Below are 25,215 nucleotides of genomic sequence, written 5' to 3'. Positions count from 1 at the left end.
TCCACTGGCGGTCCGGACAGCGGTACCGGCCGGTCGGGCGCATTGGGTGTTCCACATCACGCTCCGTTGTCACCCGACCGGGTGTCAACGGCCCAAACGCCTACCCGAACTCGCAGAACACCACCGAGGCGTCGTCGGTCGACTTGTGTCGGCGCAGTCGGTCGGGGTGGTCGCGCTCGGCGTCCCGCACCCGGTCGATCAACGCGCCCGGACCGTCGGCGCTCAGCAGGTCGAGCAGACCAGCCCAGTCGGTGAGCGCGAACTGCTCCACCGCGCTGGACGCGCCGTCACTGAGCAGCGCCGCCCGCCGTAGCGCCCCGGGACCATGCCGGGGCGCGGTCCCGGTGACCGCGTGGAAGGCCGCGTCCGGGTCGGAGGCCGCCACCCAGTAGCCGTGGGTGCGGTTCATCCGCTCCCGCTGGACGCTCACCGCGTGCCGGAACCGGGTGACCGGGTCCGCCGCGCCGCCCGGCACGATCGCCACGGTCTCCCGCAGCTCCGTCATCGCCGCGTCCAGCCGGTTGTCGGTGACCACGCTGACCTGCCCGCCGATGTCGAGGACGAGCGGGCTGTCGCAGAGCACCAGGTAGTCGACCTGGTCGCCGCAGTCCCGCAGCAGGCACACAGTGCTGGACGGGGTGCCCGGATGGTCGAGGTCGCACTGCCCGCCGTGGTCGGCGCGCACCGCGAGGATGGCCGCGGCCAGGTTGCTGGTGAGCCGGGCGGCCGGGCGTACCGCCTCGGCGACGCCGATCCGGGCCGCCAGGTGCCGGACGTACCACTCGGGCCCGTGCACGCAGCCGGTGTCGAAGCCGTCCGGCACCGTCGCGCCGTCCAGGACACCGACCAGCGGGCCGAACCGGAAGACCAGATCCTCGTTGACCGGCCGGCCCGGGGCCGGCGCGGACGCGGAGCGCACCCGCATCACCGGCGCCGGCCCCGGCACACCGGTCGAGTCAGCGCTGTCGAAGGTCGATGCCTCCTGGCGGGCCTGCTGTCCTCCACCGCTCTGGTTCGCCGTCATACCCCGCTCCCTCCCGGACCCCAAGGCCGCAAGCCCCCCAGGCCCGCCCCCGCCTACCCGCCTACCCGCCGAGCAAGCCTGCATGCGGCTGCGCCGCCGGACGCCGCGATCTTGCACTTCGTGCCCCGACAAAAGTTCGCGAAAGCCGCTAAAGGGCGACCGAAAGTGCAAGATCGCGAGGGGCGGGGCGGGGGCTCGGCGGGGGGGGCGGGGCGGGGCGGGGGGCTTCAGCGGCGGCGGTTGCGGGCGCGCGACGAGCGCAACCGGCGGAGCCGGCTGATCAGCACGGGGTCGGCGGCGAGGGCGGCCGGATTGTCCAGCAGGCCGTTGAGCAGCTGGTAGTACCGGGTCGAGGAGATCCCGAAGGTGTCCCGGACGGCCTGCTCCTTGGCACCGGCGTGCCGCCACCACTGCTGCTCGAAGGCGAGGATGGCCCGCTCCCGTTCGGTCAGCCCGGCTGTCGGACCGCTCGGCTCAACGCCCGCTCCATCGTCCGGTTCGGGATCACCTGTGGTCTCGATTGGCGGCACCGGCCGCGGAGTCGGGACCGCCGGCCCGACAGTGCCCTCGACATCACCTCGACGAGCGTCAGTGGACGGCTCGGGCGTGGCCGGGGCGGCGTCGGCGGACATGGCACTCAGCCTAGCCAGGGATGACCTGGGTCGCACCAGCCGGCGCGGCTGGCAGCGCCGGCGTCGCGGAAGGGTAGCCACAGGCGCTGCGCCCGACACCTTTGCTCTGCACCCACCCAGGCACCACCGCTTGGGGCCTCACTGTTGCTTCGGCGGGTGCAGAGCAAAGGACCCACGTGAGGCGGATGGTTGCGCCCACTAACGCACGAAGGCCCCCGGCCTGAGCCAGGGGCCTTCGCGTCGAGCATTGGGGTCAGGAGATGTCGCGGCGACGCATCGCCCAGAGCGCCGCCCCGAGGATCACCACCACCCCGACCGAGAGCAGGATCGAGGACTGCTGCCAGGTGATGTCCATCGTGGCCGGCTTGCACTCCCCGTAGTAGGTCGCGTTGCAGGAGTTCCAGTCCTGCAAGGTGACCGTCTTGGTCATCCAGGCCAGCGCGTAGGTCGGCAACAGCCAGGCCTCGGCGAACCGCACGCTCGCCATGGACAACAGGATGCCCAGGCCGAACTGGCCGACCACCATCACCGCCACCACGCCACCGAGGGCCATCGCGGTGTGCCGACCCAGCGAGGCGAGGGCGAAGCCGATGGTGGTGAGCACCAACACCAGCACCACACCGCGTACACCGGTCAGCAGGAACGACTGCCAGACCCCCGAGGTCATCTTCTCGGTGCTGCCCCGGAAGTTGGCGACCGCCCAGAACCCGGCGAACCACAGCACCGCGGCTGGAAGCGTCACCGCCAGGATGCCGGTGAGCAGCGCGGCCAGCTTGGTGAGCAGCACGGTGAGCCGCTTCGGCCGCCAGAGCAGCAGGTTCATCATGCCGCCGGTGCTCCACTCGGCGCCGACGAAGGACGCGCCGATGACGAACCCGACCAGGGCGAGGATCGCCGCGAACGGGATCAGGGTCTCGGCGAACGTCTCCTTGAAGTCGAACGTCGAGGGCAGGAACCAACTCGCCTCGATCTGGTCCCGGGACGGGGCCGTGATCACCGAGCAGTCGTCCGGGTACCGGCCGTCGGTCGCCGTGCCGGCCGTCTTGGCCTGCTCACACGCGGCGCGCTCCTGCTCGCTCCAGCGCACCTGCTCCTGGTACTGCTGGTCGGCCTGACGCTCGGCCTGGGCGAGCTGGCCGGCGTCGATCTTCTGGTTGGTGAAGAACACCCCGACCACCACCGCGGCCAGCACCAGCAGGCCGAGCAGTGTCATGTATCGGGTGAAACGCCGCTTGCTGAGCCGGCGCAGCTCGGTACGAAAGAGGCTCACGCGCCCCACCCTCCTCCGGTGGGGCCAGGCTGACCCGTCCCACCGACCTTCATGGACTCGTCGACCTGCCGGTGCTGCCCGGGTACCGGCGCGGTGGCGGTCAGTTCGAGGAAGACGCTCTCCAGGTCGACGGCGATCGGCGCCAACTCACTGACGTAGAGGTTCTTCTCGGCGAGCAGCCGGGTCACCGACGCCGGCTTGTCGACGCCGGCCAGCATCAGGTGGTCCGGGTGACCGGTGACCCGGATCCCGGCCTGGGTGAGCGTCTCGGTGGCCAGCGGCAGGTCGCTGACCGCCTCCAGCCGGATCCGGACCGCGCCGGACGAGTGCTGCGCGAGCACCTCGTCGACCGGTCCGAACGCGACCCGACGGCCGAGCGAGATGATGGTGACCGAGTCGCAGATCAGCTGGATCTCACCGAGGATGTGGCTGGACAGCACCACTGTCATTCCGGATTCGGCGAGGGTGCGCATCAGCGTGCGCATCTCCCGGATGCCGCCCGGGTCGAGGCCGTTGGCCGGCTCGTCGAGGATGAGCAGCTTCGGGTTCTTCAGCAGGGCCGAGGCCACGGCGAGCCGCTGCTTCATGCCCAACGAGTACGTCTTGACCCGCTCGCCGGACCGGTCGCGTAGCCCGACCAGTTCCAGCACCTCGTCGACCCGGACGGCCGGCACCTCGCCCGCCCCCGCGAGCAGGGACAGCGTGTCCCGGGCCGTGAAGTGCGGAAAGAACTGCGGGCTCTCCACGATCGCGCCGACCTGACCGGCGACAGTGGGCAGCGCGTCGGGTACCTCGTGCCCGAGCAGCGCCATCCGGCCGCCGTCGGGTCGGATCAGGCCGAGCAGGGTACGCAGCGTGGTGGTCTTGCCGGACCCGTTGGGGCCAAGGAAGCCGTGCACCTGCCCCGCGTCGACCCGCATGTCGAAGCCGTCGAGCGCGTTGCGGGTGCCGCGTCGACGACTCTTGTACGTCTTACGTAGACCTTCGATCTCCAGGACAGCTGGCAAGCTGCACCTCCCCCGATGGGTGGGCGTGACAGCCGACACCATACGCGGTATGCAGCGGCGCGCAATACGCGGTATGCATCGACGCGCCGATCGGGCTAGTTCATCGACGGAACGTGACCGCTCAGGCGCAGATGACCTGTACGCCGGCAGCGCGGAACGCGTCCACCACCTCCGGCGGGGCACCGGAGTCGGTCACCAGCGTCTCCACCCTCTCGACCGGGCAGATCCGGGCGAAGGCGTGACCGCCCAGCTTGGACGAGTCCGCGATGATGACCACGCGCTTGGCGCGGGCCACCATCAGGTTGTTCATCGCCGCCTCCCCTTCGTGGTGGGCGGCGGCGCCGAGCTGCGGGTCGATCGCGTCCACGCCGAGCAGGGCGATGTCCAGGGTGACCTCGCGCAGCAGCGCCCCGCCCAGCGGGCCGACCAGCTCGAACGACTTCGGGCGCACCACGCCGCCGGCCACCACCACCTTCATCCGGGATCGGACCAGCAGCTCGTTGGCGATGTTCAGCGCGTTCGTCACCACTGTGAGCTGGGCACCCTCGGCGCTGGTGTTCAGATCCGGTCGCACGGCGAGCGCCCTGGCCACCTCGGTGCTGGTGGTGCCGCCGTTCAGGCCCACCACTGTGCCCGGCGTGACGAGCGCGGCGGCCGCCGCCCCGATCCGCTGCTTCTCGGCCGAGTGCTTGGCCGTCTTGTAGCGCAGAGGCAGGTCGTACGACACGCCGTTGGCGACCGCGCCGCCCCGGGTCCTCGTGATCATTTGCTGCTGCGCGAGCTGGTCGAAGTCACGCCGGATGGTGGCCTGGGAGACGTCCAGCCGCTCGGCTGCCGCCTCGACGCTGACCCGGCCGTTGTCGGTCAGCATTTCGAGCAGGGCATTCCATCTGGCGTACCTGTCCACCGCGGGGGCCCTCCCAGCAACTGCACGGACGGTGATTGATTGCGTGCACACTAGTGCGCGAAACTAGGCTGGCGCAAAAGACTGACCTGCGCGATCGGTCGGCCGGTTGCCATGGTCACCTGCGTTCGCGCAGAATAACGCGCGAAATGCGGGTCTAACGAGCCGTATTGCGCACCGATCGGCCCTGCGAGGAGTTTCCCATGGCGTACGTGGACGCGGAGATCGCGAGCCAACCCGACTGCTGGCGGGAGGCGGCCGGGCTGGTCGAGGTGGTACGCGGTGACCTGCCGCGCCCCGGGGAGCGCGTCGCCGTCGTCGGTTGCGGCACGTCGTGGTTCATGGCGATGGCGTACGCGACCCGCCGCGAACAGGCCGGCCAGGGTGAGACCGACGCGTTCCAGGCCTCCGAGTTTCCCGCCGGCCGCCGCTACGACCGGCTGATCGCGATCACTCGTTCCGGCACCACCACCGAGGTGTTGGAGCTGCTCGCCGCGCTGCGCGGACGGACACCTACCACCGTCATCGTCGGTGATCCCACGTCCCCGGCGGTCGCGCTGGCCACGGCCACCGTGGCCCTGCCCTTCGCCGACGAACGGTCGGTGGTGCAGACCCGCTTCGCGACCACAGCGCTGGCCCTGCTCCGGGCCCAGCTCGGCGACCCGGTGACAGCGCTCGCCGCCGACGCCGAGGTGGCGGTGCGATCCCCGCTGCCGATCGACCCGGCCACCATCGGGCAGGTCACCTTCCTCGGTCGGGGGTGGACTGTCGGGCTGGCCCAGGAAGCGGCGCTGAAGTGCCGCGAGGCGGCCACGTTCTGGGCCGAGGCGTACCCGGCGATGGACTACCGGCACGGGCCCATCTCGGTCGCCGCGCCGGGCCGGCTGGTCTGGGCGTTCGGTGAGCTGCCCGACGGGCTACCCGAGGATGTGGCCGCCACCGGCGCGGCCTTCGTGCACAGCCGCACGCACGGCTGGCGCACGGTGCTGGGCAGCTGGTCCGCCGGCCGTACCCCGGTCGATCCGATGGCCGACCTCATCCTGGCCCAACGCTTCGCTGTCGCGCTGGCCACCAGCCGGGGCCTCGACCCGGACGCGCCCCGCCACCTCACCCGGTCCGTGGTGTTGGCGTGAGCGCAAGGAGTGAGCCGGGGTTGCGAGCCCCGCAGTCGCGAACCGAGATGGCGCCGTGAGCGACGACCGCGTTGTCGTTGCGCTGGACGTCGGCGGCACCGGCATGAAGTGCGCGCTGGTCCGACCGGACGGCGTCGTGGTGCGCACCGAGCGGCACCCCACCGACGCCGCCCGCGGCCCGGCCGCCGTGGTCGGCACCATCCTCGACGTGGCCGGTGGGCTGGCCGACAAGGCCCGCGCCGACGGGCTCACCCCGATCGCGGTCGGCATCGCCGTGCCCGGGGTGGTCGACGAGGCGCGTGGCGTCGCGGTCTGGTCGGCGAACGTGGGCTTCCGGGACGTACCCCTGCGGGACCTGACGGTGCGGCGGCTCGACCTGCCGACGGCGCTCGGCCACGACGTGCGCGTCGGTGGTCTCGCCGAGGCCCGCCTGGGTGCCGGCCGCGGCACCGGGCACGTGCTGTTCGTGGCCATCGGCACTGGCATCGCCGCCGCGCACGTCGTGGACGGCACGGCCGCGGTGGGGGCCCACGGTGCCGCCGGGGAGATCGGCCACATCCTGGTCCGGCCCGACGGTCCGCGCTGCGGCTGCGGCCGCCCCGGCTGCCTGGAGGCGGTCGCGTCAGCCGCCGCGATCGGCCGCCGCTACGCCGAACTCGCCGGCGACACCGCGGACGCCCCGGTGACGGCTGCCGAGGTGGCCGAACGGGCCGCGGCCGGCGAACCGCTCGCCGGCCAGGTCTGGCAGGAGGCGATCGAGGCGCTCGCCGATGGCCTCGCCAGCGGGCAGGCGCTGTTCGACGTGGCGACGATTGTGCTCGGCGGCGGCCTGGCCCAGGCCGGGGACCGGCTGCTGACCCCGCTGCGGGGGGCGCTGCACGAACGGATGACCTTCCACAGGGAGCCGCAACTAGTCGCGGCAGCCCTCGGCGACGAGGCCGGTTGTCTCGGTGCCGCTCTGCTCGCCCTGGACGCCGTGGGTGTCCGTGACCATCAGGAGAAGCGATGACCGTACGGGTGAACGGCCGAGTGGTGACCCCGACCGGAGTCGTCCGACAGGGCTGCGTCGAGTGGGACGGTGATCGGATCACAGCGGTGGCCGAGTATCCGTCGGTGCGCGACGGGCACTGGATCCTGCCCGGCTTCGTCGACATGCACACGCACGGCGGTGGCGGGCACACCTTCACCACGGGGGACGCCGACGAGGCCCGCAAGGCGGCCGACTTCCATCTCGCCCACGGCACCACCACGCTGCTGGCCAGCCTGGTCAGCGCGCCTTTTCCGCTGATGCGTACGGCCACCGAGGCGTTCGCCCCGTTGGTCGAGGAGGGCGTGTTGGCGGGGGTCCACTTCGAGGGCCCGTACCTGTCGGCGGCCCGCTGCGGCGCACAGAACCCGGAGTACCTGCGTGACCCGTCGACCGACGAGCTGACCGAGCTGATCGAGCTGGGCCGGGGCGCGATCCGGATGGTCACCCTCGCCCCGGAGCGTGACGGCGCGCTGGAGGCGATCAAGCTGCTCACCGCGCGGCGGGTGGTGGCCGCTGTGGGCCACACCGACGCCACGTACGAGCAGACCCGCGCCGCGGTCGCCGCCGGCGCCAGCGTCGGCACCCACCTGTTCAACGGGATGCGCCCGGTGCACCACCGCGAGCCGGGCCCGGTGGTGGCCCTGCTCGACGCGCCCACAGTGATCTGCGAGCTGGTAGCCGACGGGGTGCACCTGCACGACGGCATGCTGACCTACGTCACGGCGACAGCGGGGCCGGACCGGGCCGCGCTGGTCACCGACGCGATGGCCGCCGCCGGAATGCCCGACGGCGAGTACGAACTGGGCGGCCAGGCCGTCACCGTCGCCGACGGGGTGGCCCGACTCGCCCGCGACGGTGCTATCGCCGGCAGCACACTGACCATGGACGCCGCGCTGCGGCACGCGGTGAACGCCGGAATCCCGATCGCCGACGCCGCACGGATGGTGGCGACCACCCCGGCGCGGGCCATCGGCCTGGGCGACCGGGTCGGGTCCCTCCAGGTGGGCCTCCGCGCCGACCTGGTGGTGCTCGACGACGACCTCAACGTGGTGCGGGTGCTACGCGCAGGCTCCTGGGTGGAGTGACGCCCAGAAACCAGGCTGGGTCTCAGCTCAGGCTGGGGACCTCGACGCCGAGGACGGCCTGCTCGTCGGGGCGGTGCACCAGCACGTCGGACAGGTACGACTGGACCGCGTGGCGCATCCCGACGTCCCGACCGGCCTGCTCGGAGAGCAGCCACTTGTGCTCGATGATCTGGGCGAACAGCTCCTGCGGCTCCAGCTTGCGGCGCAGGTGCGCGGGGACGGCCCGGACCACCGGCTCGAAGACCTCGGTGAGCCAGCGGTGGGCGGCCTGCTGCTCGTCGATCAGGTCGCTCTCCGCGCGGTAGGCGTCCAGGTCGTTGAGCAGCTTGCGGGCCTGGTTCTCCTCGGCGTCCAGCCCGGTCAGCCGCAGCAGCCGGCGGGTGTGGTAGCCGGCGTCGACGACCTTCGGCCGGACCAGGAACCGCCCGTCGTCGATTGACGACATGGCCACCTCGGCGACGTCGAAGCCCAGCTCGTTGAGGCGGCGGATCCGGCCCTCGATGTCGTGCCGGGCCTCCCGCTCGATCGCCTGCTCATAGGTGATCTCGTGCCAGAGCCGCTCGTAGCGCTGCACGACCTCCTCGCAGACCACCTCCGGGTCGATGGACTCGTGCAGCAGGCCGGCGGCCTGCAGGTCCAGCGCCTCACCGAAGATGTTCACCCGGGCGATCTCCAGGTCCTCACCGCGTTGGCCGTTGGAGAGCTTGTTGTGCAGGGCACCCGTCTCCGCGTCCACCAGGTAGGCGGCGAAGGCGCCAGCGTCCCGCCGGAACAGCGTGTTCGACAGCGAGCAGTCGCCCCAGAAGAAGCCGGTCAGGTGCATTCGCACGATCAGGGCGGCGAGCGCATCGAGCAGCCTGCTCATCGTCTCCGGCCGAAGGGTGTGCGAGAAGAGCGCCCGGTACGGCAACGAGAACTGAAGGTGCCGCGTGATCAGCACCGATTCGAGCGGCTCCCCGTCCTCGGTCTGCCGGTCGGCGACGACAGCGACCGCCTCGACCGAGGGGAAGTCGATCCGCTCCAGGGCCCGGAGCAGGTCGTACTCCCGCTCGGCGATCCGCTCGCGGGTCTCCTTGAACGCGTACACGTAGTCGCCCAACCGGACGAACCGGACGATGTGCCGGGAGATGCCCTGCGGCAGCGCCACCAGGTGTTGGGCAGGCCACTCCTCCAGCGGTGTCGACCAGGGCAGGTCGAGCAGCGCCGGGTCCACGAGGGCAGACGTGATCCGCACGGGCACAAGCATGACTGGTCGCCCCCCGCATCCGCCCCTGATCGTGGTTGGGCCCACAGCGCCGCACACCCCGGCCTCGCGCCGGGCCGGTAGCGTGGTCGCGTGCTCAAACCCACAGCGGTACGACGTGACCTGCGGCTACGGCCCGTCCGCCCGGCCGGCTGGTGGTTCGACGCGCTCCTGCTGGTCGGTCTGGCCGGATTGACTGTGGCGCTCGCCGCCGAGCAGCTCTTCGGGTTGGACCGGTCGGTCGCCGACTGGGCCGACGGGCACCGGCCGGCCGCCGCGTACTGGGTCGCCCGGGTGCTGAACTTCCTGGGCCAGGGCACCCCGCTGACGTTGATCGCCGCCGGGCTGGGCGTGCTGCTGGCCGTCCGGCTGCGGTCGGTGCGGCCGATCCTGCCGCCGGTGGTCGCGTTCGTGCTGACCAACCTGACGATCGGCCCACTCAAGATCTGGACCGCGCGGGCGGCACCGAGCGCCAGCGTCAAGGAGCCGTTCCTGACGCCCGAGCAGACAGTGCCGCTGTTCCACGACGACCTGCCGGTGCGGTTCGCCCAGTCCTACCCGTCGGGGCACGTCGCCAACGCGATCGTCTGGTACGGGGTCATCGCGCTGCTGCTCGCCCCGCTGGCCCGCAGCTTCGGTCGTCAACTGCCGGCCCGGCTCGTCACGGTGATCCGCGTCGTGCCGCCGCTGGTCGTCCTCACCACCACCACGTACCTCGGCTGGCACTGGCTGACCGACTCGGTGGCGGGGCTGCTGCTGGGCCTGCTCCTGGACCGGCTGCTGCACCGGGCACCGTGGGACGGTGTGCCGCTCCCCGGCCGGTTACGCGAGTGGGACCGGCCGTTCACCTCGTACCCCTAGGTTCCAGTTCGTGGAGCAACTGGCGCGGCGGCTGGGCGTACCCGATGCGGTTGTCATCGGGTTGGGCTCGATGTTGGGCGCGGGCGTCTTCGTGGTCTTCGGCCCGGCGGTGGCGGCGGCCGGCGGTGCCGGCCTGCTGCCCGCGCTGGCGCTGGCCGGCTTTGTCGCCTTCTGCAACGCGACAAGCTCGGCGCGACTCGCTGCCCTCTACCCGGAGTCCGGCGGCACCTACGTCTACGGCCGGGAGCGCCTCGGGCCGTTCGCCGGGTTCCTGGCCGGTTGGGGCTTCGTTGTCGGCAAGACGGCGAGCTGCGCGGCGATGGCGTTGACCATCGGGGCGTACCTCTGGCCGGGCCAGGCCCGGCTGGTCGCCGTCGGCGCGGTGCTCGCGGTGATCGCGGTGAACCTGCGTGGCATCGGCAAGACCGCCACAGTGACCAGGGCGTTGGTCGCGCTGGTGCTGGTGGTGCTGGCAGTGGTCACGGTCGTTGGCCTGGTCGGTGGGCCGGTGGATCTGGGCCGGCTCGGCGAGCCCGGCGGTTCGGCGCGGGGCGTGCTCACCGCCGCCGGGCTGCTGTTCTTCGCCTTCGCCGGGTACGCCCGGATCGCCACACTCGGCGAGGAGGTCCGCGACCCGCAGCGGACCATCCCGCGCGCGGTGCCGCTGGCGCTCGGGGTGGTGCTCGTGATCTACCTGGTGCTGGCCGTGGTCGCGCTCGGTGTGCTCGGCGCCGACCGGCTGGCCGGTTCCGCCGCGCCCCTGGCCGACGTGGTGACCGCCGCCGGGCTGCCCGGCCTGGCGTGGGTGGTCCGCGCCGGTGCCACCATCGCCGTTGTCGGGGTGCTGCTGTCCCTGGTCGCCGGGGTCGGGCGGACCACCCTCGCCATGGCCCGCCGCCGTGACCTGCCCGGTGCGCTGGCCGCCGTGCACCCGGTGCACCAGGTGCCGCACCGCGCCGAGCTGGCGGTCGCCGCCGTGGTGATCGTGGTGGTGCTGCTCGGCGACGTACGCGACGCGATCGGCTTCTCCAGTTGCACTGTGCTGGTCTACTACGCGATCACCAACGCGGCTGCGCTCACACTGGGCCGGGACCCGGACCGGCGGTTGCCGGTCCGGGTGCTCGCCGGTCTGGGGCTGTTCGGTTGTCTGCTGTTGGCTGTCAACCTGCCACTGGGCAGCGTTCTCGCCGGCTTCGGTGTGCTCGCCGTCGGTGCCGCCTTCTACGCCCTGCGGGCCCGCCGCTGACCGTCAGCGGCTCAACCGCTGGTAGCGGCGCACGGCCAGCGGGGCGAACGTCGCGATCAGCAGCACCGGCCACAGCACCGCCAACAGCATCGCGTGCTCGGCCGGCCAGGAGTCGCCACCCAGGCCCGGGTTGCCGAACAGTTCGCGGATCGCCGCGACTGTCGCCGACAGCGGGTTCCACTCCGAGATCGTCCCGATGACCGGAGGCATCAGCTCCGGCGACACGAAGACGTTGGAGATCGCCGTGAACGGGAACGCCGCCGGGAAGACGATCACGCCGACCGTCTCCGGGTTGCGGACCAGCAACGCCAGGTAGATCCCGACCCAGGTGATCGCTATTCGCAGCAGCAGGAGGAGACCGACGGCGAGCACCGCCTTGCCGACGCCCTGTCGCCACTGCCACCCGACGAGCAGGCCACACACCAGCAGGGTGGACATCTCCAGCAGTGCGCGCAGCAGGTCGGCGGCGCTGCGACCGGTCATCAGGGCGGACCGTGCCATCGGCATCGACCGGAACCGGTCGACCACGCCCCGGCTGAGGTCCAGCGCCACGCCGGTCGCGGTGGCCCCCAGCCCGTACAGCATCGTCATCACGAAGACCCCGGGCAGCAGGAACTCGCGGTAGCTGCCGCCACCCGCCACCTGCATGCCGCTGCCGAACACGTACCCGAAGACCAGCACGAACATGATCGGCAGCGAGAAGTAGAGGATCAGCTCCTCCGGCGCGCGGACCACGTGGGTCATGTTCCGCCTGGTCATCGTCCAGCCGTCGGCGATCGCAGTGGTCATGCCATCTCCACAGTTCGTCCGGCCCCGACGGGCTCGCGGGCGTCGTCCGGCCGGTGCCCGGTCAGGTGCAGGAATGCCTCGTCCAACGTCGCGCGCCGCAGACCGATGTCCTCTACTGCGATCCCGGCGTCGTCCAGCGCGCGTACCACGTCGACGAGACCGGCGACGCGATCGAGCACCGGCACGCTGAGCCGTCGGACCTCGCTGTCGAGTTCGGGCTCCGCCCCGCAGATCGACGCGACGAGACGGGCCGCTCGGCTCAGCTCGGCCGCGTCGCGGACCACCACCTCGATCCGGTCGCCGCCGGTCATCGCCTTCAGCTGGTCCGGTGAGCCCTCCGCCACCACCCGACCGGCGTCGATCACCGAGATCCGATCGGCGAGCTGATCGGCCTCCTCCAGGTACTGCGTGGTGAGCAGCACAGTCGTCCCGTCCCGCACCAGACCACGGACCAGGTCCCAGACCTGGTTGCGGCTGCGCGGGTCCAGGCCGGTCGTCGGCTCGTCCAGGAACAGCACCCGCGGCGTACGGATCAGGCTGGCGGCGAGGTCCAATCGGCGGCGCATCCCACCCGAGTACTCACCGGCGGACCGGCTCGCCGCCTCGTCGAGCCCGAACCGTTCCAGCAGTTCACCGGCGCGTCGGCGGGCCTCCCGTCGGCCGAGCCGGAACAGCCGGCCGAACAGCTCCAGGTTCTGCCGGCCGCTGAGGATCTCGTCGACAGCCGCGTACTGCCCGGTCAGCCCGATCCGGGCACGCACCTCTTCCGGCCGGCGCAGCACGTCGTACCCGGCCACTGTGGCCCGTCCCGTGTCGAAGCGCAGCAGCGTGGTGAGGATCCGTACGGCAGTCGTCTTGCCCGCGCCGTTCGGTCCCAGCAGTCCGTGGACAGTGCCGGGCGGCACTGTCAGGTCGAACGTGTCGAGCGCGCGGGTCGGGCCGTACCGCTTGCCCAGACCCTCGGCGACCACCTCGAATGTCGTCATGCCCCCACGGTGCGGCCGGGCGCTGACGGGTCACGCACCGTCCGCTGACGGCGGCGCACCGACCTTCTCCGCCTCGGCGATCTCCTTCAGGACGAGAACGATCTCCGCACGGGCGGCGTCGCCGACGTACCAGCCGGTGAGGCCGCCGGTCAGCGCCTCCTCGCAGAACCGCCTCGCGGCGGCCAGGTCCCCGCGCACGCGGGCCACCTGGGCGAGACCGAGCCGGGCGCTGGCCACGAACTCGGGCGCGCCGCTGCGCTGCGCGAGGAGCAGCGCACCGTCGAAGTCGTCGTGCGCCGCCGCGAGGTCACCGGCGCGCAGCCTTACCTCGCCCCGGGTACGCAGCATGTCGGCCTGGTCGACGGCCGACCCGAGGGCCTCGACCAGTCCCATGGCCTCATCCATGTGGGCACCCGCCGTCTCCGGATCGCCCTGCCAGGCGGCCAGTTCGCCGAGCGCACCGAGCGTGATCATGGTGCCCCACCGGTCCCCGGTGCTGCGGAAGCCGTCGAGCGCGGTGACCAGCGCGGCCCGGGCCCGGTCCCACTGGCCGCTCCACATCAGCGCCGAGCCGCTGCCCATCGCGCCGAGCGCGTTGATCCACGGATCCGGGCCGACCAGTCGTCGCAGCTCCCCCATCAGCTCGTCGACATCCTCGGCACCGCCGGACGGCGGCCCGGTCGAGATCCCCGACAGGTACAGCAGGAACGGCTGTCGGGGTGCCCGGTCCAGACTACGGATCACGGACCGCTGCGTCCCGAGGGAAGGCAGCGGGCCGGAGCCGGCTAGCGAGGCGTTGTAGACGCAGAGGGCGAACTCCTCACCCATCCCCGGCGGCGCGTCGGTGCCGAGCAGGTCGAGGACGTCCGCGGCGAGCCGCGCCCCCTCCCCGCGCATGCCGCGCAGCCACCAGTAGAACGACAGGGCCGCGACCATTCCGGCCGCGTCGGACGCGTCACCGGCGGCGGTGGCCCGGCGCAACGCCGCGTGCAGGTTGTCCCGCTCCGCGTCGAGCCGTCGCAGCCAGTGCAGTTGCTCCGCGCAGCGGAGGTGGTCGCTGGCGGTCCAGGCGAACTCCAGGAAGTACGCGGTGTGCGCGCACCGGAGCTGGTCGGCCTCGCCGGCCTCGGCGAGCCGCTCGGCGCAGAAGGCCCGAACCGTTTCGAGCATCCGATACCGGCCACCGGTCATCTCCACGAAGGACTTGTCGACCAGCCCGGTGAGCGCGTCGACGAACTCGGCGGTGGGCAGGCCGCATACGCGCTCGGCCGCTTCCAGCGTGGCCCCACCGGCGAAGACTGTCAGCCGCCGGGCCACTTTCCGTTCGGCGTCGTCGAGCAGATCCCAACTCCACTCCACGACGGCCCGCAGGGTGCGGTGTCGCGGCGACGCGGCCCGGTTGCCAGTCGACAACAGCCGAAACCGGTCGTCGAGGCGGGCGGCCACCTCGGCGACGGACAGCGCCCGCAGCCGCGCGGCGGCCAACTCGATGGCCAGCGGCAGCCCGTCCAGGCTGCGACAGATCCGCAACACCATCTCGACGTTGACCGGCGTGACGGTGAAGTCGGGCGCGACGTCGACGGCCCGCTGGACGAAGAGGCCGACCGCCGCGTACTCGTCGGCATCCAGCGCGGACGCGCCGAGCGGTGGCACTGCGAGCCCGGACAGCGGGCACAACGCCTCACCGGCGAGCCCCAGCGGCTCCCGACTCGTGGCCAGGACGCGCAACGCCGGGCACGCGCTCAGCAACCGGGCCGCCAGCCGGGCCGCGTCGACGAGAACGTGCTCACAGTTGTCGAGCACCAGCAGCAGTCGCCGCTCGGCGAGCGCCTCCACCAGCCGGTCGGTGGTCTGCCAGGCCGCCTCGGCCGGGGCGCGCAGGCCCGCGTCACGCAGGCCGAGCGCGCTCAGCACCGCCTGCGGAACGTCGGAACCATCGGCCAGCCCGGCCAGCTCGACGAAACGGACCTCCCCGTCGACCCGGCCCGCCGCCTCGATCGCCAGGCGTGTCTTGCCCGCGCCCCCGGGGCCGGTGAGGGTGACGAGCCGCCGCTCGCCGAGCAGGTCGCCGACGCGCTTGAGTTCCTCCTCCCGCCCGACGAAGGTGGTGAGTTGACTCGGCAGCACCGCCTCGGCAGGCCCGCGTTCCGCACCGCGCAGCACCGCGAGGTGGATCGCGGCCAGCTCCGCCGACGGGTCGACGCCGAGCTGCTCGGCCAGCGTGTGCCGGGCGTCCTCGAACTCGGCCAGCGCCTCCGCCGGCCGACCCAACGCGGCCAGGGCACGCATGAGCTGGCCCCGCGAGCGCTCCCGCAGGGGATGCGCGACGACCAACTCCCGCAACTCCGCGATCAGCGCGCTCTGTGCGCCCAACGCCAGGTCCGCCTCGACGCGATCCTCGATGGCGGCCAGCCGTAGCTCTTCCAACCGGGCCGCCTGCGCTGGCGCGCCGGCAGCGCCGATGGCATCGGCGAGGGCGGGACCACGCCACAGCTCCAGCGCCTCGCGCAACACCGTCGCCGCCCGGGGCCAGTCGCCGTCGGCGAGCGCACGGCGTCCCGCCTCGGCGAGCCGTTCAAACCGGTACGCGTCGACATCGTCGGGATCCACAGCCAGGCGATAACCGGCAGTGTGGAACTCGACCGGGTCGTGCCCCGCGGGCAGGGCATTGCGCAGCCGCGACACCTGGGACTGGAGCGCGTTGGCCGCACCCCGGGGCGGATGCTCCCCGTACAGGCCGTCGATCAGGCGGTCCGCGGAGACCACCCGGCCCGCATCGAGCAGGAGGAGCGCCAGCAGTGCGCGCAGCCGCGGACCGCCCACGGGCATCTCTCGCCCGTCGGCCAGCACGACCTGGGTAGGCCCCAGGATGCGGAAACGCATGCCATGGATTGTCGCCCACCGCCGGCCGGTTCTGGCCGCGCCGGTGGCCTCAGCTCACCTCGCCGGGCCCGTCATGCCGGCGGGTCAGCTCCAGTCCTTCGGGTTGACCACCGTTTGTCGTCGAGGGCACTTCCCCGGCGGGCGGAACGGGATGTGCCGCGCCAACTCCGGAACCCGTCTGGCCCGGCACCGGCGGAGACGCCGCCGCTGGGGCGGGCACTCCCCCGTGGACCGACCCGGCCGGCCGAGGGATCGGGTGGGCCGGCGGGGCGCACTGCCGGGTCAGCCAGTCCAACCCGCGCCGCCGGGCGACGACTGTCAACCGGTCACCGGCGAAGATCACCTGCCGGGGATCGAGGTCCTTCCACCAGATCGTCTTCGCGCCGCCCGCCGGGGTGCGGGCGATCAACCGGACCTGCCCGTCCCGGTTGACCACGTCCAGCGGTCGACCGTCCAGCTCGGAGCCGGCGGCGACCGGCACCTCGGCGACCGGCAACGCGTGCCGGTCGACAGGGATCGTGGTGATCACGGCGCGTTCGGTGAGCGCCCCGATGAAGGCCGGGGCTGCCAGGTAGGAGACCGAGCGGGACACGCCGAGCGCGAAGGTCTCCTCCACCCGTTCGGCGAAGTCGCCGTCGAAGAACCGAAGCACCACGCGCAGGTCGGCGCGGAGGTCGCGGGCAGCGAGCGCCGCCTCCAGGTTGGCCACGTCGTCGGTGGACGCCACCACCAGCGCCTGGCAGTCGGCCACGGAGGCGGCGACAAGTGTCTCCGGCAACGCGGCGTCGCCGACGATCAGCGGCACCTCCAGTTGGCGGGCCAGCGCGGCGCCGCGCGGCTCCGGATCCTTGTCGATCGCCACCACCTCGACGTCGTACTCGCGTAGCTGCGCCATCACCCGGGTGCCGACATTGCCCAGCCCGATCACCACCACGTGCCCGACCCGAGCGGGTTGCAGGCGGCCGGTGTGCAGGGCCAGCCGGGCGTTGACGATGCCGTCCACCACCACGGCGGTGATCAGTGGGATCAGCGCCAACCCGGCCAGGTTGAGCACCACCTGCATGATCTGGGCGTCCGCCGCCTTTGTGGTGTCCGGGTCGGCGCCGCTGAGCGTGGTGACAAGCGTCAGGTACAACGCCTCCAGCGGGGAGACGTCCTCGGCCCGGGAGATCAGCGTCCCCAGCACCGCGATCAGCGCCAGCACCGCCATCACCGCGATGCCGATCTTGCGGGTGGCGAAGCCGCGTACCGCTCCCAGCACCACAGCTACCGGACGACGCCGCCGACGTGCCCGGACCAACCGGCGGGCGGCGACCTCGGTGCCCGGCGGCTGACCTGTCGCCTCGGCGAGCACCAGGTCGGCGCCGGCCTGCTCGGCCGGCAGCAGCTCCACCCCCTGCGCCTCGCTGAGGTGCGCCAACGCGCAGACCACGTCCTGCGGTCGGACGTCGGCCCGCCGCGCCACCCGCAGCGTCTTGTCCCGGTGCTGGAAGGAACTCGGGTCGACCTCGTTGAGCGCGGCGGCCACGAAGGCCGGCGCGGCCATCTCGGCGTCGGAGAGCACCTCGACAGGGGCCTTGAGCAGCTTGCGTACGCCGTCGGCGAGGGTGCCGTTGAACATCCGCAGCACCTGGCGGACCCGATGGTCGACGGCCTGGGCGCAGAGGGCGGCGTGCAGGTTGCCCACGTCGTCCTGGTGCAACAGGGCCAGCCCGGTCGCGCCGGCCAGACCGGCGGCCTCGAAGGTGGCCACGTCCAGTCGGTCCGAGCGGACCACCCGGACGCCGCGCAGCCCGGCCACGTCCGGCCCGTTGCTGCGGTAACGCTCCGGCACCACGACTGTCACCCGAGCCCCACCGGCCGGCAGCTCGGATTCGAGCATCGCCCGGGCCACGTAGTAGGCGAGCGCGTCCTTGCCACAGATCACGTAGTGCGGGCGCGGATCACCGGCGGATCGCAGCCGCCAGTTCCACTCGACCGCCCGTCGCGCCCGGTCCCGCCACGGCTCCGCCATGCCCGGATCGTAATCAGCACGGCCACGGTGGGCGACCCCGTCCGGATCATCCCGTGGCCAGGTATGTCCGCCCCGGCGACGGGTAGAGCAGCGACATGCAGACGTTCCTCCCGTACCCGGGCTTTCTGGCCAGCGCCCGCACGCTGGACCAGAAGCGGCTCGGCAAGCAACGGGTGGAGGCCATCCAGGTGCTGCGTGGACTCACCCGACCCGGGTACGGCTGGCGCAACCACCCGGCGGTGAAGATGTGGGCCGGGTACGAGGAGGCGCTCGTCCGCTACGGGCTGGACATGTGCGCGGTCTGGACGGAACCGGGGCGGGCCGACACCTGCGCCACCACGATGACAGTCGACCTCGCCGCCGCCTGCGGGGCCGGCGTGATCCGAACCCAGGACGAGCTGGCCCGAGCCGGTGAGCTGCCACCGTGGCTGGGCCGCGACGACCTGCACCTGAGTCACCGCTCGTCGCTGCTGCGCAAGGACCCGACGCACTACCGCCCGCTGTTCGGCGACGACGTGCCGGAGGATCTGGAGTACGTCTGGCCGGCCTCCGACCGCCCCCGCCGTTGCTTACCGGCCGACTGAGCTGAGGTGGGGCAGACTGGGTCCATGGCGCTGTCGCAAGTGGTAGGTCGACTGATCGGCGTACGGCAGCACCAGGTGGACCCGGGCGGCGGTGGCGCCGACCGCGTGCCGCGACCGACCACGGCGCTGGTGGTGGGCGGCGGCATCGCCGGGATGTCGGCGGCGGTGGTGTTGGCCGAGCGGGGTGTGGCGGTCACGGTGCTGGAGGCGGCACCCACGCTCGGTGGTCGACTGGGTGCCTGGCCGGAGGCGCTCGCCGACGGTCATCAGCAGAACGAGCACGGCTTCCACGCGTTCTTCCGGCAGTACTACAACTGGCGGTCCATCCTCCGCCGGATCGACACTGATCTGGGTTTCCTCAAGCCGATTCCTGGCTATCCGATTCTCAGCGAGCAGTGGCCGACCGAGGAGTTCGGCAGGTTGCCGCCCGCACCGCCGGCGAACCTGCTGGCTCTGCTGCTGCGCAGCCCCAGCCTGCGCCTGGCCGACCTGCGACTGATGGACCGGGACGCGGCGCTGCCGCTGCTCAGCTACGACCCGGTGCGCACCTACGCCGACCTGGACGACACCACAGCCGACGAGTTGCTGGCGTCGCTGCGACTGCCGGACCGGGCGCGGGCGATGCTGTTCGAGGTCTTCTCGCACTCGTTCTTCAACCACGAGGCGGAGATGTCGGCCGCCGAGATGGTCGCCCAGTTCCACTTCTATCTACTCGGCAACCCGGAAGGGCTGGCCTTCGACTGCCCCGACGAGGACTACGCCACGGCGATCTGGGAGCCGCTGACCCGGCACGTGGAGAAGCACGGCGGCCGGGTCCTCACCAACTGCGCCGCCACCGGAGTGCACAGCGACGCCGAGGGCTGGCGGGTGACGACCACCGACGGCGGCAGCCATCCGGCGGGTCACGTCGTGCTCGCCGTCGACCCGCCGGCGCTCGCCGCGCTGGTGGCGGCCTCCCCGGACCTGGCCGGGCAGGCACCCGAGCTGGCGGCACGGATGCCGGCCTTCGGCACCCCCGGCCCGCCGTACGCTGTGGCGCGGTACTGGTGTGACGGGGACGTGGCCGCCGAGCGGGCGGTGTTCAGCGGCGTGTCCCGTCAGCCCACTCTGGATTCGGTGACGCTCTACCACCGGTTGGAGAACGAGCCGCGGCGCTGGGCACAGCAGACCGGCGGGTCGGTCGTCGAGCTGCACGCGTACGCCTGCGAGCCCGGCGTGCCGGCCGAGGAGCTGGCCGAGCGGATGCGCCGTGAGCTGGTCGCGCTCTGGCCGGAGGCCGGCGACCTGCGGGTCCGCGAGCTGCGGGCCCGGGTGGAGGCGCAGGCGCCGGCGTTCACGCCGGGCAGCCACGCCTGGCGACCGGGGGTACGCACCGACGCGAACGGCATCTACCTGGCCGGCGACGGCATCGCCACGGACTTCCCGAGCGCGTTGATGGAACGCTCGGCCGCCACCGGCATCATCGCCGCGAACCACATCCTGCGCGCCGAGGGTGGCGCGGCCGAGCCGGTGCGCTCGATCCGACCGCGTGGGCTGCTGGCCGGCCGCACCAGGCCAAATCGACAAAACACAACATAAGCCACCGTACGCTGCCGTACGCTCGAATGATCAACCGTCGATCGGCCGGGCGGGAGGGCAGCGGGAGATGTCACCACTGCACCGCGCCGGCGCGGAGAACGGTTCGTCCCTCGACGAGATCGGCCGCGACGACGCGTACCCGCTGATCCACGACGAGCGCGCCTGCATCGTCACCGCACTGCGGCTGGGCTGGTGGATGGCGGACGCCTACCACCACGGACAACACGCGGAGCCCCGCGCCTTCGTCGAGGCCCGCCCTGCCGTACCGCCGGCCAAGCTCTCCAACCTCACCGAGATGTCCGCCCACCGTCGGATGCGGATGTACCTCGACGGGGTGGACGTCGCCCTGGCCCAGATCGCCGACCTCACCCGGCACACCGGGCCGGTACCCGACACGTCGGCCGCCCGAGCCCTGCTCCCAGACCTGGGCCAGCCCGAACCCGCCGATCCGGTGCCGCTGCTGCTCGCCCTCGACGACCTCAACGTGGAGGTGCTGCGCTGGGCGATGGCCGCCAACCACCGGGTCGGGCTGGCCTACCGACTGGGCCGATCAGTGGCCGACACCGTCCGAGCCGGCGACGTCACGCAGTTGCTGCGACAGTTCGGCGGCCGGCAGGTCCAGATCAGCCGATGGCTGGACGAGCTGGCCAGCGTGTTGCCGCCGTACTCGGCAGCAGTGGTGCGCCGCTCGATGGCCGCCTGGGCGAGCGCTGTCGACAGCGCCGGCCACGGGGACCCGACCGAACCGACGCCCGCCACCCTGAGCCGGGCGCTGCGCGGTCAGGGTGACCTCTGGCGCGACGTGCTCACCGGCGGCCTGCACCCGCGCGACCTGCTCGACGAGGAGGACTACGCGGTGATCGCCAGGAACCTGATCATCCGGGACCGGCGACTGGTGGCGCAGGCGGCCCGGGGCATCTTCTGGCCGGTGCTCGTACCCCTGCTGCTTGTGCTCTTCGCTGTCGTCGGGGTGAGTGCCGCCGCTGCCGCCGGCTCACCGACCACCCGGGCAACCGTCGCCCTGGTGGGCCTCGGCGCCGGGCTGGCAGCGATCTGGCGGTCGGTCTCCGGGCCCGCCCTCGCGGTAGCCGGTGAGGTCAACCGGCCGTTGCTGGACAGCGAACTCACCGCGCGGATGGCCCTGCGGCTGAACCGTCCGCTGACCACGGCCCAGGTCTCGGCGAAGGCAGCTCCCCGCACCCGCCGCCAGCGGCGTCCCGAGGAGACCGGCCGATCGAAATACGTTGCCCGGGTATCCCGGGTCGACCTACCGTGAGCGCGCACTGTCAACCACCACCGCGGGAGCAACACATGACGATGTCGCACGTCACCACCGTGCCGTCGACGCTGCCCGGTGACGGTTGCCGAGCGGAAGGTCCCCGGGCGGGCCGGCCCGACTGACGCGTACCCGTACGCGCTGAGCCGCCCCGTCCGACAGCTGGACCGGGCGGCTTCCTGCTGTCCGCCACCAACCGGAAAGGAGTCCCGGTGGACGCCGTCCTCGTCATCAACGCCGACCTCGGCCCGCTGCACCGGGTCACCGTTCAACACGCTGTCCGCATGCTCTGCCGTCGGGTGGCCGAGATCCACGAGGCCGAGCCGGACCGGGTGATCGGGGTCTTCCCGATGCCCCGGGTGGTGCGGCTGGTCCGCTTCGTGGTCACCCGGTGGAGGTTCAACTCCGGGCCGGCCTGGTCGCGCGCCGGCGTGCTGCGCCGCGACGACAGGTGCTGCGCGTACTGCGGCGGCCCGGCCTCCACCATCGACCACATCCTGCCCCGCTCGCGCGGCGGCCGGAACACCTGGCGGAACACCACCGCCGCCTGCTACGCCTGCAACCAGCGCAAGGGGGACCGGACGCCGGCGGAGGCGGGCATGCCGCTGCGCCGTGAACCGGTGAACCCGGGCTGGGCGGCGCTGACCGGGCGGTGACGGACCGGCCGGCGGGAACGGGGGGCCGCGTCCCGGGTACGTCCCGGGCGCGGCACCCGCCGGCCCCCGATCAGGAAGCGCGTTCCTTGACCTTCGACTTCAGCTGGCCACTGGGGCACTGCACCCGGATCTCGCTGCGGTGCTCCGCGGAGGTCAGCTCGACCACTATCTGCTTGGCCGGCCCCGGGTCGTACGCCTCGACCCGGAAATCGGGCGCAAGCACCACAGTGAGCACCTCGACCGACTTTCCCACGCAGCGAGCGGTGACAGTCCCGCCGCGCGCGTCGACGGGGACACCGGCGGCAGCCGTGGGAGTCGGCGCGGCAGTGGTCGGGATCGGGCCGGAAGTCGCTGTCGTCGGGCCCGGGAGCACCGTCCCGCGCGGACCGGTCGGAGGGATGATCCGGGTAGCGGACGGTGTGTGAGTGGTCGGCGGCACGGCGGACGGTCCGGGATCGGCCGGCTCCTCGATACGGGGCATCCCCACGGTGGTGGTGCCCGGGCCGCTGCCGGTCGGCGCGGCGCTCTGCCCCCGTTGACGATTGCTGAAGTCACCGAGCGAGCCGGCGAGCGCCACAGCGGCGATCACCGCTCCGCCGACAGTCAGAATGGCTCGCCCCCGACGCCACGGCCCGCGCCTCACCCGCGCCGCCGATTCGCCGCTCGGCGCGCCCCCGGCCTGCCCGGCCCCGGCCTGCTCGGTGCCAGCCTGCTCGGTGCCAGCCTGCTCGGTGCCGGCCTGCCCGGCAGTTGTTGCGGCACCGGTCTGCTCGGTGACGTTTGCCGCCGGGGCAGCGGCAACGGCAGCCGCCTCGGGGGCGGCCCCGCTCGCGGCGGCGAGCAATATGCGGGCCGCGTCCGCGGCCGACGGCCGGTCGGCCGGGTCGCCGGCCAGGCACCAGCGGTAGAGCCGGTGCACCTCGGGCGGTACACCGTCGATCGGGGGCAGCGGGTCCGGCTCGACGTGCGTGTGCGCGCGGAACATGGCGGTCCGCGCCTCGGCAGGCCACGGCAACCGGCTGGTGAGCACCCGGTACAGCAGCAGGCCGAGGGCGTACACGTCGCTGGCCGGCAGCACCTCGCCGGCCTGCAACCGCTCCGGCGCCAGGTACGCCGGCGTGCCCAGCAGCCGCCCCTCGAAGTCGATCTCCGGCGCTCCGGCGGCAGCCGCGATGCCGAAGTCGAGCACCTTCGCGCCGGTCGGCGTGAGCATCACATTGCTCGGCTTGATGTCACGGTGCACCAACCCCTGCTCATGCGCGGCGGCGAGGGCAGAGGCCACCTCCGCGCACACCCGTAGACCCGCGCGCGGCGGCAACGGCCCGGCCACCAACCGGTGTTCGAGGGTGTGACCGCCGAGCAACTCCATCACCACGAACGGAACCTGGACACCGTCCAGCGCCGACTCGCCGTAGTCGTAGACGCTTGTGACGTGGGGATGCGACAGCCGGGCCGCGGCCTTTGCCTCGCCTCGGATCCGCTGTGGGGCGTTGGTGTCCGAAGTGACCAGCACCTTCACCGCCACGTCCCGTTCGAGCACCTCGTCGTACGCCCGATGCACCGCCGACATGCCACCACTGCCGAGGCGCTCCAGGAGCCGATAGCGGCCCGCAAGCAACTGATCACGCTGCACGACGGACAGCCTGCCGTACCGGCCTGAGGATCGGGTACCCGGGATCGAAATCTCGCGATGAGTGGGACCGGCGTGCGGCTACCGTCCGCCCAGATCCGGGTGGTCTCGCAGGAACGCCTCGCCCCGGCGGGCGTTTCGCAGGACCGACACGCTCAGCACCGTCCAGATCAGCAGCAGCAACCCGCCGATCACCGCGAAGAACGGCGCGAACCCCAGGAATGCCTGACCGACGCTCGTCATCGCCAACCCGGCGACCAGCACTACAAACCAGCGCTGGTCGCTGAACTGTCGGGCGGTCTCCACGAGGAGGGCCGGGTCTTCGTCGGCCTCGGGCGTGCCGCGTCGAACCTGCCGCGCCAGCCGTCGACGGTGCGGCTCTGCGGTGAAGTCACCATCTCCATGAAGGCCCCCGCCCCTGGTTGGTCCCGGGATACCCATCGATGGTCGTACGACAAACGCAATCAGCTGTCTCGCCCCCGGGTCCCCGCGTTGTCATGGCACCCGCGGAGGTCGAGGCGCTCAGTCGTCGGTCGGTGGCCGCCAGGCGAAGCGAGGTTGTCGGCGTTCGGCGATCGCCGCCACCCCCTCCCGGGCCTCACCGGTCGTCGTCACCTTCCGGTGCCACCAGGCGATCCGCGCGGCCTCGGCGCGCTCGTCGATGATCTCTTTCGCGGCGGCGATGCTCAGCGGGGATCGCTGGGCGATCGTCGCGGTCAGTTCGTCCACCCGTCCGGCGAGCCGGTCGGCCGGCAGCAGCTCGTCGACCAAGCCGATCCGCAGGGCGCGCTCGGCGTCTATCAGCTCGGCGGTGAACAGCAGAAGCTTGGCGGCGGACGGGCCGACCAGCCGGGCCAGTCGGCGCGTCGTCGGTGCCGGATAGACCAGCCCGAGGCGGGCCGGCGGTACGCCGAAACGGGCGTCGTCGGCAGCGATCCGCAGGTCGCAGGCGACCGCGAGTTGAGCCCCACCGCCGACGCAGGCACCCCGGATGGCCGCGATTGTCGGCTTGGCGAACCGGGCCAGCCGTTCCTCGGCGGCCACCGCGATGCTGGCGTCACCGGCGTCCAGCAACTCGGCCAGGTCACCGAGGTCGGCACCCGCGCAGAAGGCGTCACCGGCGCCGGTCAGCACCAACGCCCGTACGTCGGGGTCGGGCTCCAGCCGGTCGAGCAGTTCGGGGAGCTGACGCCACATGGCAGTGGTCATCGCGTTGCGCCGCGCCGGGTTGCTGATGACAACTGTGGCGACCGGCCCGGTCACCTCGACCGTCAACTCCGCGTCCGACACGTCCGCTCCTTTCCCGCGCCACCTGGAGCGACGCCGCCGATCTGGCCGTCGACGCCGCGCGCCGGTGCGGCGACCATAGCGAAGACGACCGGTC

General features: G+C 72.3%; 22 protein-coding genes. 9 read left to right on the top strand and 13 right to left on the bottom strand.

Annotated features, from left to right (window positions below):
• Window positions 1-100: 100 nt before the first annotated feature.
• The 5 genes from AB0B98_RS15950 to AB0B98_RS15930 form a co-directional block, all read right to left on the bottom strand.
• Window positions 101-1,024 (bottom strand): hypothetical protein, encoded by a 924-nt coding sequence (locus AB0B98_RS15950; protein ID WP_357363288.1) that lies wholly within the window; start codon window positions 1,022-1,024, stop codon window positions 101-103.
• A gap of 227 nt (window positions 1,025-1,251) precedes the next feature.
• Window positions 1,252-1,656, bottom strand: a complete 405-nt coding sequence (locus AB0B98_RS15945) for a DUF3263 domain-containing protein (RefSeq protein WP_357363286.1) — start codon at window positions 1,654-1,656, stop codon at window positions 1,252-1,254.
• Window positions 1,657-1,909: 253 nt separating this feature from the next.
• The gene (locus AB0B98_RS15940; protein ID WP_357363284.1) at window positions 1,910-2,926 is read right to left on the bottom strand and encodes an ABC transporter permease subunit; all 1,017 of its coding nucleotides are present in this window, start codon (window positions 2,924-2,926) and stop codon (window positions 1,910-1,912) included.
• The gene (locus tag AB0B98_RS15935; RefSeq protein ID WP_357363282.1) at window positions 2,923-3,933 is read right to left on the bottom strand and encodes an ATP-binding cassette domain-containing protein; all 1,011 of its coding nucleotides are present in this window, start codon (window positions 3,931-3,933) and stop codon (window positions 2,923-2,925) included. The genes AB0B98_RS15940 and AB0B98_RS15935 overlap by 4 nt, the downstream gene beginning before the upstream one ends.
• A 121-nt stretch (window positions 3,934-4,054) precedes the next feature.
• A complete protein-coding gene (locus tag AB0B98_RS15930; RefSeq protein ID WP_238667040.1) occupies window positions 4,055-4,840 on the bottom strand; it encodes a DeoR/GlpR family DNA-binding transcription regulator in 786 nt (261 codons plus the stop codon).
• 200 nt (window positions 4,841-5,040) lie between these two features.
• Here AB0B98_RS15930 and AB0B98_RS15925 point away from each other — a divergent pair, with 200 nt between their 5' ends.
• The 3 genes from AB0B98_RS15925 to nagA are packed head-to-tail and all read left to right on the top strand — an operon-like array spanning window position 5,041 to window position 8,085.
• Window positions 5,041-5,970, top strand: a complete 930-nt coding sequence (locus AB0B98_RS15925; protein ID WP_357363280.1) for an SIS domain-containing protein — start codon at window positions 5,041-5,043, stop codon at window positions 5,968-5,970.
• Window positions 5,971-6,025: 55 nt separating this feature from the next.
• Entirely contained in the window at window positions 6,026-6,979 is a 954-nt protein-coding gene (locus AB0B98_RS15920; protein WP_357363278.1) for an ROK family protein, read from the top strand.
• The gene (gene nagA / locus AB0B98_RS15915) at window positions 6,976-8,085 is read left to right on the top strand and encodes an N-acetylglucosamine-6-phosphate deacetylase (protein WP_357363276.1); all 1,110 of its coding nucleotides are present in this window, start codon (window positions 6,976-6,978) and stop codon (window positions 8,083-8,085) included. The genes AB0B98_RS15920 and nagA overlap by 4 nt, the downstream gene beginning before the upstream one ends.
• Window positions 8,086-8,107: 22 nt before the next feature.
• On the opposite strand, the gene AB0B98_RS15910 is transcribed toward nagA, so the two are convergent.
• The gene (locus AB0B98_RS15910; protein ID WP_238667043.1) at window positions 8,108-9,331 is read right to left on the bottom strand and encodes a DUF4032 domain-containing protein; all 1,224 of its coding nucleotides are present in this window, start codon (window positions 9,329-9,331) and stop codon (window positions 8,108-8,110) included.
• Window positions 9,332-9,451: 120 nt separating this feature from the next.
• Here AB0B98_RS15910 and AB0B98_RS15905 point away from each other — a divergent pair, with 120 nt between their 5' ends.
• Together AB0B98_RS15905 and AB0B98_RS15900 are read left to right on the top strand one after the other, a co-directional pair.
• Window positions 9,452-10,189 carry a phosphatase PAP2 family protein gene (locus tag AB0B98_RS15905; RefSeq protein WP_357363314.1) on the top strand — a complete coding sequence of 246 codons (738 nt, stop codon included), beginning with the start codon at window positions 9,452-9,454 and terminating at the stop codon, window positions 10,187-10,189.
• Between the two features lie 10 nt (window positions 10,190-10,199).
• A complete protein-coding gene (locus tag AB0B98_RS15900) occupies window positions 10,200-11,435 on the top strand; it encodes an APC family permease (protein ID WP_357363273.1) in 1,236 nt (411 codons plus the stop codon).
• Between the two features lie 3 nt (window positions 11,436-11,438).
• Here AB0B98_RS15900 and AB0B98_RS15895 read toward each other — a convergent pair whose 3' ends face one another.
• Genes AB0B98_RS15895 through AB0B98_RS15880 form a run of 4 tightly spaced genes read right to left on the bottom strand, consistent with a single transcriptional unit; the run spans window position 11,439 to window position 18,107 of the window.
• On the bottom strand, window positions 11,439-12,224 hold the full coding sequence (locus AB0B98_RS15895) for an ABC transporter permease (protein ID WP_357363271.1): 786 nt from the start codon (window positions 12,222-12,224) through the stop codon (window positions 11,439-11,441).
• Window positions 12,221-13,210 carry an ATP-binding cassette domain-containing protein gene (locus AB0B98_RS15890; protein ID WP_357363270.1) on the bottom strand — a complete coding sequence of 330 codons (990 nt, stop codon included), beginning with the start codon at window positions 13,208-13,210 and terminating at the stop codon, window positions 12,221-12,223. The genes AB0B98_RS15895 and AB0B98_RS15890 overlap by 4 nt, the downstream gene beginning before the upstream one ends.
• 30 nt (window positions 13,211-13,240) lie before the next feature.
• Window positions 13,241-16,093, bottom strand: coding sequence for a BTAD domain-containing putative transcriptional regulator (locus tag AB0B98_RS15885; protein ID WP_357363268.1), 2,853 nt, complete (start codon window positions 16,091-16,093; stop codon window positions 13,241-13,243).
• Between the two features lie 49 nt (window positions 16,094-16,142).
• Window positions 16,143-18,107, bottom strand: coding sequence for an NAD-binding protein (locus tag AB0B98_RS15880; RefSeq protein WP_357363266.1), 1,965 nt, complete (start codon window positions 18,105-18,107; stop codon window positions 16,143-16,145).
• Between the two features lie 95 nt (window positions 18,108-18,202).
• On the opposite strand from AB0B98_RS15880, the gene AB0B98_RS15875 reads away from it, so the two are divergent.
• From AB0B98_RS15875 to AB0B98_RS15860, 4 genes are all read left to right on the top strand, one after another.
• Window positions 18,203-18,691, top strand: a complete 489-nt coding sequence (locus tag AB0B98_RS15875; RefSeq protein ID WP_091403045.1) for an MSMEG_6728 family protein — start codon at window positions 18,203-18,205, stop codon at window positions 18,689-18,691.
• Window positions 18,692-18,715: 24 nt separating this feature from the next.
• The gene (locus AB0B98_RS15870) at window positions 18,716-20,269 is read left to right on the top strand and encodes an FAD-dependent oxidoreductase (protein ID WP_357363264.1); all 1,554 of its coding nucleotides are present in this window, start codon (window positions 18,716-18,718) and stop codon (window positions 20,267-20,269) included.
• Between the two features lie 67 nt (window positions 20,270-20,336).
• Window positions 20,337-21,545 (top strand): hypothetical protein, encoded by a 1,209-nt coding sequence (locus AB0B98_RS15865; RefSeq protein WP_357363263.1) that lies wholly within the window; start codon window positions 20,337-20,339, stop codon window positions 21,543-21,545.
• A 212-nt stretch (window positions 21,546-21,757) separates the two neighbouring features.
• The gene (locus tag AB0B98_RS15860; RefSeq protein WP_238676588.1) at window positions 21,758-22,201 is read left to right on the top strand and encodes an HNH endonuclease; all 444 of its coding nucleotides are present in this window, start codon (window positions 21,758-21,760) and stop codon (window positions 22,199-22,201) included.
• A 70-nt stretch (window positions 22,202-22,271) separates the two neighbouring features.
• Here AB0B98_RS15860 and AB0B98_RS15855 read toward each other — a convergent pair whose 3' ends face one another.
• The 3 genes from AB0B98_RS15855 to AB0B98_RS15845 all read right to left on the bottom strand — a co-directional run bounded on the left by AB0B98_RS15855 (window position 22,272) and on the right by AB0B98_RS15845 (window position 25,121).
• Complete coding sequence (locus AB0B98_RS15855) at window positions 22,272-23,834, bottom strand: serine/threonine-protein kinase (RefSeq protein WP_357363261.1); 1,563 nt, start codon at window positions 23,832-23,834, stop codon at window positions 22,272-22,274.
• 78 nt (window positions 23,835-23,912) lie between these two features.
• Complete coding sequence (locus tag AB0B98_RS15850) at window positions 23,913-24,272, bottom strand: hypothetical protein (protein WP_357363260.1); 360 nt, start codon at window positions 24,270-24,272, stop codon at window positions 23,913-23,915.
• Between the two features lie 81 nt (window positions 24,273-24,353).
• The gene (locus AB0B98_RS15845) at window positions 24,354-25,121 is read right to left on the bottom strand and encodes an enoyl-CoA hydratase/isomerase family protein (RefSeq protein ID WP_357363258.1); all 768 of its coding nucleotides are present in this window, start codon (window positions 25,119-25,121) and stop codon (window positions 24,354-24,356) included.
• Between the last annotated feature and the right edge of the window lie 94 nt (window positions 25,122-25,215).

It is taken from the genome of Micromonospora sp. NPDC048947, from assembly GCF_040649495.1.
Classification (GTDB): domain Bacteria; phylum Actinomycetota; class Actinomycetes; order Mycobacteriales; family Micromonosporaceae; genus Micromonospora; species Micromonospora alfalfae.
The sequence above is the reverse complement of the archived record's forward strand: the minus strand, read 5'-3'. Positions and strand labels throughout refer to the sequence as shown.

Excerpts from the sequence above, each read along its gene's own strand:
- AB0B98_RS15895 (WP_357363271.1), bottom strand. The coding sequence starts at position 12,224 with ATGACCACTGCGATCGCCGACGGCTGGACGATGACCAGGCGGAACATG.
- AB0B98_RS15870 (WP_357363264.1), top strand. The coding sequence starts at position 18,716 with ATGGCGCTGTCGCAAGTGGTAGGTCGACTGATCGGCGTACGGCAGCAC.
- AB0B98_RS15925 (WP_357363280.1), top strand. The coding sequence starts at position 5,041 with ATGGCGTACGTGGACGCGGAGATCGCGAGCCAACCCGACTGCTGGCGG.
- AB0B98_RS15890 (WP_357363270.1), bottom strand. The coding sequence starts at position 13,210 with ATGACGACATTCGAGGTGGTCGCCGAGGGTCTGGGCAAGCGGTACGGC.
- AB0B98_RS15945 (WP_357363286.1), bottom strand. The coding sequence starts at position 1,656 with ATGTCCGCCGACGCCGCCCCGGCCACGCCCGAGCCGTCCACTGACGCT.
- AB0B98_RS15875 (WP_091403045.1), top strand. The coding sequence starts at position 18,203 with ATGCAGACGTTCCTCCCGTACCCGGGCTTTCTGGCCAGCGCCCGCACG.
- AB0B98_RS15880 (WP_357363266.1), bottom strand. The coding sequence starts at position 18,107 with ATGGCGGAGCCGTGGCGGGACCGGGCGCGACGGGCGGTCGAGTGGAAC.
- nagA (WP_357363276.1), top strand. The coding sequence starts at position 6,976 with ATGACCGTACGGGTGAACGGCCGAGTGGTGACCCCGACCGGAGTCGTC.
- AB0B98_RS15950 (WP_357363288.1), bottom strand. The coding sequence starts at position 1,024 with ATGACGGCGAACCAGAGCGGTGGAGGACAGCAGGCCCGCCAGGAGGCA.
- AB0B98_RS15850 (WP_357363260.1), bottom strand. The coding sequence starts at position 24,272 with ATGGGTATCCCGGGACCAACCAGGGGCGGGGGCCTTCATGGAGATGGT.
- AB0B98_RS15910 (WP_238667043.1), bottom strand. The coding sequence starts at position 9,331 with ATGCTTGTGCCCGTGCGGATCACGTCTGCCCTCGTGGACCCGGCGCTG.
- AB0B98_RS15885 (WP_357363268.1), bottom strand. The coding sequence starts at position 16,093 with ATGCGTTTCCGCATCCTGGGGCCTACCCAGGTCGTGCTGGCCGACGGG.
- AB0B98_RS15865 (WP_357363263.1), top strand. The coding sequence starts at position 20,337 with ATGTCACCACTGCACCGCGCCGGCGCGGAGAACGGTTCGTCCCTCGAC.